This is a genomic window from Chryseobacterium sp. VD8 (assembly GCF_037149975.1).
GTDB lineage: Bacteria > Bacteroidota > Bacteroidia > Flavobacteriales > Weeksellaceae > Chryseobacterium > Chryseobacterium indicum.
The window spans coordinates 1-9,361 of record NZ_JBBCQL010000181.1 but is presented as its reverse complement, the minus strand read 5'-3'; the positions used below and the strand labels follow the sequence as shown (position 1 = coordinate 9,361).

The 9,361-nt window shown below is 31.2% G+C and carries 7 protein-coding genes; all 7 read left to right on the top strand.

The features are described from left to right. Positions 1–319: 319 nt before the first annotated feature. On the top strand, positions 320–2,071 hold the full coding sequence (locus WFK35_RS16900) for a hypothetical protein (RefSeq protein WP_336733572.1): 1,752 nt from the start codon (positions 320–322) through the stop codon (positions 2,069–2,071). Positions 2,072–2,690: 619 nt separating this feature from the next. Next, positions 2,691–3,440, top strand: coding sequence for a nucleotidyltransferase domain-containing protein (locus tag WFK35_RS16895; protein ID WP_336733571.1), 750 nt, complete (start codon positions 2,691–2,693; stop codon positions 3,438–3,440). 16 nt (positions 3,441–3,456) lie between these two features. Beyond that, a complete protein-coding gene (locus WFK35_RS16890; protein ID WP_336733570.1) occupies positions 3,457–4,188 on the top strand; it encodes an ATP-grasp domain-containing protein in 732 nt (243 codons plus the stop codon). 2 nt (positions 4,189–4,190) lie between these two features. Beyond that, positions 4,191–4,625, top strand: coding sequence for an ATP-binding protein (locus WFK35_RS16885; RefSeq protein ID WP_336733569.1), 435 nt, complete (start codon positions 4,191–4,193; stop codon positions 4,623–4,625). Further along, positions 4,615–5,367: a tRNA(His) guanylyltransferase Thg1 family protein gene (locus tag WFK35_RS16880; RefSeq protein ID WP_336733568.1), complete on the top strand. Its 753-nt coding sequence runs from the start codon at positions 4,615–4,617 to the stop codon at positions 5,365–5,367. Before WFK35_RS16885 ends, WFK35_RS16880 begins: the two co-directional genes overlap by 11 nt. A gap of 266 nt (positions 5,368–5,633) precedes the next feature. Beyond that, positions 5,634–7,325 carry a DUF262 domain-containing protein gene (locus WFK35_RS16875; protein ID WP_336733567.1) on the top strand — a complete coding sequence of 564 codons (1,692 nt, stop codon included), beginning with the start codon at positions 5,634–5,636 and terminating at the stop codon, positions 7,323–7,325. A 3-nt stretch (positions 7,326–7,328) separates the two neighbouring features. After that, positions 7,329–9,323: a DUF262 domain-containing protein gene (locus tag WFK35_RS16870; protein WP_336733566.1), complete on the top strand. Its 1,995-nt coding sequence runs from the start codon at positions 7,329–7,331 to the stop codon at positions 9,321–9,323. The last annotated feature ends 38 nt before the right edge of the window (positions 9,324–9,361 follow it).

The window sequence follows — 9,361 nt, the reverse complement described above, 5'->3', positions numbered from 1 at the left end:
CGAGTCCTGCCTGTTCCTCAAAAAAATGAAAAAAAATTGTTAGATATACACAAAGGCGCAATTTATTTTAACAACTATATTTGTTAAGGCGCAAGGATTTTATCTCCGATAAAATTTAATGCTCAATATGTTAGCTAAAAATGTCGCACTGAGCTTGCCGAAGTGTCCGCCTTTTTAAAAAACTTTAAGGCAAAGGGAGTTCCTATAAATTATTTGGAAAATTACTCCCCGCCTTTTAAAAATTATAGGTAAAAGGAGTTCCTATAACACTTCACTTTTAATGAATCTTACTCCTCACTTATTTTTTAAACTAAAAACAATGAAAACATTAAAATTATTCAACGCTGTACTGGCAAAAGAATCGGATGCTGAAGTATTTATTTCTCAGGATGGTTTTATCATCGAACCTTCTGCACTATGGGCAAAAAAAGAAATTGTTTCCTATTACGCTAAAGAAAAACTGAACGGAAATGATCTCAACAAAACGTTCCATAAATCGTGGCAGAAGATTAAAGAAAGTACAAGATTCGAACTGTTGATGGAACAGCTCTTTCATTATTTTTCCACCTACGGAAGCAGATTTCAGGGTGAAATATACATTCCGGACGAAGTGTTGAACATCCCGGATCTGAAGCTGAATTTTAAAGTCATTAAAGCCTATTCCGAAGAAGAACTTCAGGAAAAATGTCTTGCTATTCTGAGATCAGGAATCGCTCTGAAAGAAGAAACGATTGATGATTTACTATCTATTTTGCACGACGAACTGGAATATGATTTTACAGGAAAAGAAAATATCAGAAACAAAGAAGCCATCATAAAAATTGCCGACCGTTACGACGTTTATCCTGAAAATAATGTTGAATTTTTGCGTTACGTGATCTACAAAACCACAAAAGAAACATTATTAATTAAAAACAATGATTTGATTAATGATATTAAGCAAAGCAAATTCAATCCGACTTATCTTTTTGAAAGTTTCGGACTGGAAAAAATGGCGGAAATTTTTAACCGTTTCAAGCCTTTATTTTTAGCCTATAAAAACAGGGCGCCAAAGGTGATTAATAAAATTTCGAAGCTGTCGAAAATTTATCACAAACCATTAATTTCGAATCCATTGAATAACGCAACCAATATGTTACTGGAAAACAGCGATCTGCACTGGCTGGAAAATGCCACTCCGTTTGCTTTGTTTAAAGCTTTATCGGCTTGTTATTCAAGAATGTATGGTCAGGATACTTTTGTGTACAGAATACGGAACGGAAAATCGTGGACGAAAAAATCAATCGGAACTTCCGTGAATGAACTGAACTACGATTTTATTTTAAGCTATTTAAAATCAAAGTATCGTTTTGAAAGAAAGAAATTCTATTTCCCTGAAGATGTAGAATTTAGCTTGCCGACTTCTGAAAAGATGTTTGTAGGAAATATTCCGACGGGAACAAGATTCTTCGGAGAAAGATTAGCGGTAGGAATTTATTGGGAAAATGCATGGGGAGCTTATGATTTGGACCTTTCAGGATTAAATATTGCCGGAAAAATCGGATGGAATGCGGCTTACAACCAAAATTCTGGTCAGTTGATGTATTCCGGAGACATCACTTCCGCGCCAAACGGTGCTGTAGAATATCTTTACGCAAACAGAGGTTTAATGGCTCCTACTTTGGTAATGAACAACGTTTTCAACGGAAACAGCGACTGCGGATATAAAATTGTTATCGGAAAAGGCGATGCTGTTTCTTACGATTATATGATGAATCCGAACCATCTTTTTGCGGAAGCAAAATGTCAATCCGTACAAAAACAGACCGTTTTGGGAATGTTGCTGCCAAAAGACGGAAGACAGTGTTTCGTACTGCTGAATTTCGGAGCAGGACATACTCATGTTTCAGGAAATACAGAAATTTCCGTAGTGGCGACGAACGCATTGTATCAACAATGGTACGAACCGATATCCTTCAATCTTTTGATTCAGGAATTAGGAGCTGAAATCGTTTATGATAAAGAAAATGCCGACTTTGATTTTTCTTTGGAGAATCTGGAAAAAGACAGTTTTACGAAGATTTTTAAATGATAAAATTTTTGAGGCTAGATAATTTTAACGCAATACACGCAAAGTTATATTTATTAAAATGATTTTATTTATTTGTTCGCAAGGGAACTTCGTTCAGCGAATGATAAAAATGTAATTTAAGTAGGAAAGCATATTATTTATGGAAAATGTTGTACATAGCTTTACGTAATAAACGGCTGTTATGGACTTCGCTTAATAGCAGATGAAATCTGCGCTTACTTTGCTTTCTTTTAAAGTATATCATCGGAAAATAGAAACTTTGCGTATAAAATCTAAAGTTAAAATTTCAAACAGATATAAATAATTTTTTCACCTTTTTAAAAGCTCTTAAAAACATTATTATCAGTTTGTATAAACTCATTTTAAATGTAACCGCAAAAGAGGCAAAAGACTTTAGTGGTTAATTTAAAGTATTTCAAAAGTCTGCAAAGAGAAAAAATCTTTGATTTTTTTTAACTTATGTGCTCTTTCTTCCCATTTAAGTATTAAACTTAATAAGCTAAAGTGTAAAATCTTTTGCATCTTTTGCAGTAAAAAGTTTAGACAAGTTTTACATAAAATAATCCTGCGTAAAAAGATTGCGCAGGATGTTTTTTATTTTGTATCAAATTTAAAAATCATGACACCAAAAATAATAGAAAAACTAAAAGAAGTTGAAGAAAAACGCGGTGTAGAAATACTGCTTGCCGTAGAATCCGGAAGTCGAGCATGGGGATTTGCTTCTCCGGACAGCGACTACGATATACGCTTCATATACCGACACGAAAAAGACTGGTATCTCTCACCGTGGGATAAAGATGAAACCATAGAATTTATGACGGAAGACGATCTGGACGGTTCCGGATGGGATCTGAGAAAAACGTTCCATTTATTGTTGAAGTCAAACGCGGCTTTGCTGAGCTGGTTCTACTCTCCTGTCGTTTATGTGAAAAATGAAAAATTTCACGATCTGTTTAAACCTTTGGCAGACCAATGCTTTTCTCCGATAGCGGTATTTTATCACTATTCAAGCATGAGCAAAAAATATCTCGAGGCATGCAGACTTGATGAGGTGAAACTGAAATCTTACTTTTACTGCTTACGAACCACGTTAACCGGAAAATGGATATTGGAAAAAGGGACAGTTCCGCCTGTTTTGTTCAGTGAATTGCTGGTCTTAGTAGATGCTTTTACAAGAACGAAAATAGAAAATTTAATCGCTTTAAAGGCTACCAAAGGAGAATCTTACCATCATCCGAATGACTGGGAACTCTTCGGATTTTTAGAAAAAACCATACTGGATAATGAAGAAAGAGCAAAGAGCCTGAAAGGAGGAAATTTGGATAAAAACGAAATGGAGAAGGTTTTTAGAGAAATATTAATACATTAGAAATAAAAATAATGCCATGAAAAACCTCATCGCGCTCTCTCCCATGTACACGGAAGACAGCAACAATCTGAAAAAAGCATCCCTCAATTCACCCTATGAGTTGAGCCGGTTTAATGCAAAATGGAATGTTCCCGAAGAATTTCGTGCAGACGTGATTGCGGTGTATGGCGAAGATATTTATGCTGAAATTGTGGCGGAACAATGCAGTCTTACTTTGACAAAACCTGATGACGACTGGCTTTCAAAAGTTTCGGAGGGATTTACCAAAAGAAAAATCTCTTACGGAAAGCTGAAAGATTTCGTGCATGAAGAAAATATTTTCATCAAATGTTCCGATTTTAAAAATTTTAAAGCCGGAGTTTTTGATAAAGTCACCAACATTAAAGGTTTTGACACACTGGATCTGGAAAGCAGGGTTTTCACTTCCGAAGTGGTAGAATGGGAACTGGAAGTAAGATGTTTTGTCTTAAATAATCAAATAACAACCCATTCTTCTTATTGGAGAAATGACGTTTTTGACACCAATCCGCTTTCTGAAAATGAACAGAAAGAACTTTTTGATTTTTTCAAAAATTTCATTCAGCAATATGGTGAAACGCTTCCAAAAGCCATTGTTCTGGATTTCGGGATCATCAAAGGAAAAGGCTGGGCTTTGATTGAAGCCAATCCGGCTTGGTGTTCCGGTTTGTATAGTTGTGATGCGGAAAAAGCTTTGGAGGTTGTTGTAAAAAGCTGTATAAAGAATTAAAAATGCAGATCATCATATTCATCGGGATTCCCGCAAGCGGAAAAAGTTCCTTCTACAAGGAGCTTTTTTTCAATTCGCACATCAGGATCAGCATGGATTTGCTGAATACCCGAAACAAAGAAGGAAAACTGCTTCAGTACTGTTTTGAAACACAGTCCAAAATGGTGATTGATAACACGAATGTGACCAGAGAAAGCAGAAGAAAATACATTGAGCTTGCCCGACAGAACAAATATGAAATCATTGCATATTATTTTGAAAGCAGCATTCAGGATTGTCTGGAGCGGAATAAATACAGAAAAAACTCCATCAGCGAGATCGGAATAAAAGCAAAATACAAAGACCTCGAAAAGCCTTCGATTGAGGAAGGTTTTGACAAAATATTCCATGTAAAAATAAGGGAGAACAAATTTGAAATCAGCAATTATGAAATTTGAAGAAATTGAAGCGATCATGCGAAAAAACGAAAGCCTTTCGGAACAGTATATCCTTCCGGAAAACTTTATTATCGTAAGACTCGACGGAAGAGGATTTACCAGACTTACCAAAGAAAAACTGTCGCTGGAAAAACCTTTTGATTCGAAATTCAGTCAGGCAATGATCGATACGACGAAACACCTTTTTACCATCGGGTTTAGAGTGTTGTACGGTTACACGCAGAGTGATGAAATTTCTTTGCTGATCCATAAAGACGACCAGACTTTCAGCCGAAAAGCAAGGAAGATCAATTCTGTTCTGGCGGGAGAAGCGAGTGCTTTTTTCAGCCTGCAGTTTCAGGAAATCTGTGTTTTCGACTACAGAACGATTTCCATTCCGAACCGTGAAATGATCGCGGATTATTTTTGCTGGAGACAGGAAGATTCCCACAGAAATTCCCTTTCAGCCTACTGTTACTGGACGTTGAGAAACAACGGATTCAACGCCGGACAAACCACCGAAAGAATTGAAAAAATGTCACAATCCGATAAAAATGAACTGCTTTTTCAGTACGGAATCAATTACAACGATCTTCCGTCTTGGCAAAAACGCGGCATCGGAATATTTAATAGGGAAGTTAACAAACAAGGCTATAATCCTGTAACTCAGGAAACGGTGGATTGTGTAAGAAATGAATTGTTTGTGGAAAAGGAATTGATGATACGAGAGGAATATCGTGGATTTTTAAAAGAGCTTTTTTGATTGATTTTTAAGGTTACGGAAAGCCGTAATGTTTTTTGGGAAATAGAAAATATATTTGTTAGGTTAATAATTAATTTTTAAATAGAATTACAATTAATAGAAACGTTATTTACAGAAATAATAGAAAATTAGCAATAATAAAGAAAAATTTAAAAGCTCATATTGAAGTAAAGGAAAGAGTTTTTTAGGAAAACATCTAAGATTTTAATGTAAATTTGTTAATAACGCTTTTTAAATAAATCATATTTATAAACTTATATTTTTATATGAACAACATATTAGAACTAAAAACCATAACAGAATTACTACAATATAATTTTTTTATACCGTCATATCAAAGAGGATATAGATGGGATAAAAATGAAGTTATTGATTTATTGAATGATATTTCAGATTTTAAACCTAGGGAAGTTGAAGATTCTGAAAACAAGACATGGTACTGCTTACAACCTATAGTCGTAAAACAAAAACATGAAAATCTTTACGAAGTAATTGATGGACAACAAAGGTTAACAACAATTTACTTAATATTATCTTATCTTAATTTGTTTAGAAGCAAGGGTAAATTAAACCTATTTGATTTATCATATGAAACACGTATAGAATCATCATCATTTTTAAAAAATATTGATAACATAAATCAAGATGAAACAACAAATATTGATTTCTACTATATAAATCAAGCATACAAAACAATTGATAAATGGTTTACAGAAAAAGGGGAAACATATGACGTTTTTGATTTTACTTCTAAATTTACAAACAATGCAAAAGTAATTTGGTATGAAAGTACTGAAAATGATTCTATATCAATATTTACTAGAATTAATATTGGAAAAATACCTTTAACTAACTCTGAGCTAATAAAAGCTTTGTTTTTAAACAGTTCAAATTTTGAAGGCAAAAACAAAGAAAAGATTAAGCAAAGACAATTAGAGATTGCAACAGAGTGGGATTTTTTTGAACAATCGCTACAAAAAGATAAATTTTGGTATTTTTTAAATGGCAAAACTAAATCCGTAAATAGAATTGAGTTTATTTTTGAGATAATGAATGACGAATTAGATAGAAATGATAAATATTCGACATTTAGATTCTTCAATAAAAAATTTTATAATAAAACTAAAGAAACTATTGAAAATAACTGGCAAGAAATTAAAAAAAGATTTCAAAGATTTAGTGAGTGGTTTGAAGAAAGGAGTTTATATCATAAAATAGGGTATTTAGTATGCATAAATTCCATTAAAATAAAAGATTTATATGATAAATCAACTGATTATACAAAGACTGGATTCAAGGAATATTTAGATATACTAATTAAAGAAAGCGTAAAAAATATAGATCTGGAAAATCTGCAATATGAAGACAAAGAAAATGTTAAGAAAATTTTATTGCTATATAACATTTTAACTCTCCTCAAAAGTAATATTGATAATTCTTATTTTCCATTCGATTTATTTAAAAATGGAAATTGGGATATAGAACATATTGCTTCTGTAAAAGATTCTAATTTAATGCCTGATAAAAATAGAGAAATGTGGTTAAGTGATGCTTCATTATTTATTGATACAGAAAAAATAGAAGGAGGTTTAATTTTAAAAAATAAAGTTGACAGTTTTACAGATTTTAAAGACGACGAAAAATTTAGAGAAATATATGAAGAAGTAATTTTACATTTTAATTATCAATTTATTGAAGATGACATTAATTCAATTTCAAATCTGACACTTTTAGATTCAGAAACTAATAGAAGTTATAAAAATGCTGTTTTTCCTATAAAACGTAAGACAATTATTGATAGAGATAAGGAAGGGGTATTTATTCCAATCTGCACAAAAAATGTTTTCTTAAAATACTTTAGTGATTATCCACCAAAAATCTCATTTTGGATACAAGAGGATAGAGTGAATTACGAAAAAGATTTATTTAATGTTTTAAAAAATTATCTAAATAAATAAGAAATGAATACTACACATAATTCAATTACTTTTTTTGATTTTATAAAAAATGAAGAAAAAATTGAAATTCCTATAATACAAAGGGATTACGCTCAAGGTAGAGAAGATAAAACAGAAATAAGAAATAACTTCTTAAACACAATATTAGAAAGTATTGAAAACGAAACCGAGTTGAAATTAGATTTTATTTATGGAAGCAAAGTGGATGAAATTTATCAACCGTTAGATGGACAACAAAGACTAACAACTTTATTTCTTTTACATTGGTATTCAGCGGTTAAAGAAAATAAATTAAGAGAAGTTTCTGATATACTTTTAAAATTTAGTTATGAAACAAGAATAACCTCAAGAGAATTTTGTGAAGCTTTAATTAAAAATAATGTAGAATTAAAGATGAATGAGGATGGAAATTTAAGTTTAGAAATAATTAATTCTAAATGGTTTTTTCTATCGTGGAAACATGACCCAACTATAAATTCTATGTTAAGAACTTTAGATTCAATACATTCTAAATTTTTTAAAATTGAAAATATTTGGGAAAAGCTCACTATCAAAAATCTTATAAGCTTTTATAATATTGATTTGGATGATATAGGGCTTACCGATGATTTGTATATTAAGATGAATGCTAGAGGAAAACTTCTCACTCCTTTCGAAAATTTTAAAGCAAGTTTTGAAAAGTTCATTATAGACTCAAATTGGGAATCGAGTATTGTTCCGACAGAAACTTTCGCCTTTAAAATCGATACACAATGGACAGATTTCTTTTGGACCAACTTCAAGAAAAACAATAAAATTGACACTTCTTTGATGCGTTTTTTGTCTACACTAATAATGTATAGACTTGTGATTGAAAAAAAAGAAAATAGAATACAAGTAATTCAAAATCTACAAGATAATCAGAATAACATAAAAACAAATTACATTACTGAAGAAAGTTACAAATATATTTATAGTGTTTTTGAGTTATATTCAAAAAATTATAAACATATTGATTGTTCAATAAATTTTCCGTTATTTACTCATAAACCAAAATTAAACTTCCTAAATGAAGTTACTATAGAAGATAATATTTATTCTAATAATATAAATAGTGCCTCATATAGTCAAAAAGCATTTTTATTTGCTCAAACAGAATACCTTTTAAAGAACTCTGAATTTGATAAAGAGAAATTTTTAGATTGGATGAGAGTCATTAGAAATATAATTGCAAGAGGAAGTATTCAAAAAGGAGGTAAAAGACAAGATATTATAAGAAGTCCTGAAGCTTTTGATCGTGTAATTAATTTAATTTCTGAATTAGCTGAAGGTTCAAACAATATCTATGACTTTCTTTCAAAAACTTCACTTGTTTCAGCTTTTTCTAAAGACCAAATAGAAGAAGAAAAGGCAAAAGCTAAGCTAATTATTACATTTCCTGAATTTAAGAATGAAATATTTGAAATGGAGGATTTGGCATTTTTTAAAGGAAGAATCAGTTTTGCTTTCGATTGCATTGAATATGATTATGATATATTAAAATTTGATAAAATTGCATTTACAGAAATTAAAAATGCTATAGTTGATAATTTCGGAAATGATGATAATATGCTAGACATTTCTAATGATATTAGAAGGGCATTATTTACAATAGAAAATAATGGTAATTATAATTTTTATGAATATTGGTGGTCTCGTTGGAACGTAAATGATGCAACTAAAAGGTGCCTGATTGAAAACTTTAGAGAACTTGAATATTATATATACAATACAGAATACGGTATATATATGAACAAACTTTTAAATAACCTAAGGACACATACTATAGAAGATATATTAGAAAATTTTACGCCTCCACAAAATATGCCGAATTGGAAAGTAAGACTGATAAAAGAAAAAAATCTATTAGATATTCAAAGTAAATCAAATTATATAGCTATTGATGAAGAGAATAATATTTGTTACTTGTTGAGAAGTAAAAGACCAAGAGACATTGAAGGTTGCGAGGAAATAAAATAATAGATTAAAGCGACACTCTACCCCTTAAAAAACTCCAT

Excerpts from the sequence above, each read along its gene's own strand:
- WFK35_RS16900 (WP_336733572.1), top strand. The coding sequence starts at position 320 with ATGAAAACATTAAAATTATTCAACGCTGTACTGGCAAAAGAATCGGAT.
- WFK35_RS16895 (WP_336733571.1), top strand. The coding sequence starts at position 2,691 with ATGACACCAAAAATAATAGAAAAACTAAAAGAAGTTGAAGAAAAACGC.
- WFK35_RS16890 (WP_336733570.1), top strand. The coding sequence starts at position 3,457 with ATGAAAAACCTCATCGCGCTCTCTCCCATGTACACGGAAGACAGCAAC.
- WFK35_RS16885 (WP_336733569.1), top strand. The coding sequence starts at position 4,191 with ATGCAGATCATCATATTCATCGGGATTCCCGCAAGCGGAAAAAGTTCC.
- WFK35_RS16880 (WP_336733568.1), top strand. The coding sequence starts at position 4,615 with ATGAAATTTGAAGAAATTGAAGCGATCATGCGAAAAAACGAAAGCCTT.
- WFK35_RS16875 (WP_336733567.1), top strand. The coding sequence starts at position 5,634 with ATGAACAACATATTAGAACTAAAAACCATAACAGAATTACTACAATAT.
- WFK35_RS16870 (WP_336733566.1), top strand. The coding sequence starts at position 7,329 with ATGAATACTACACATAATTCAATTACTTTTTTTGATTTTATAAAAAAT.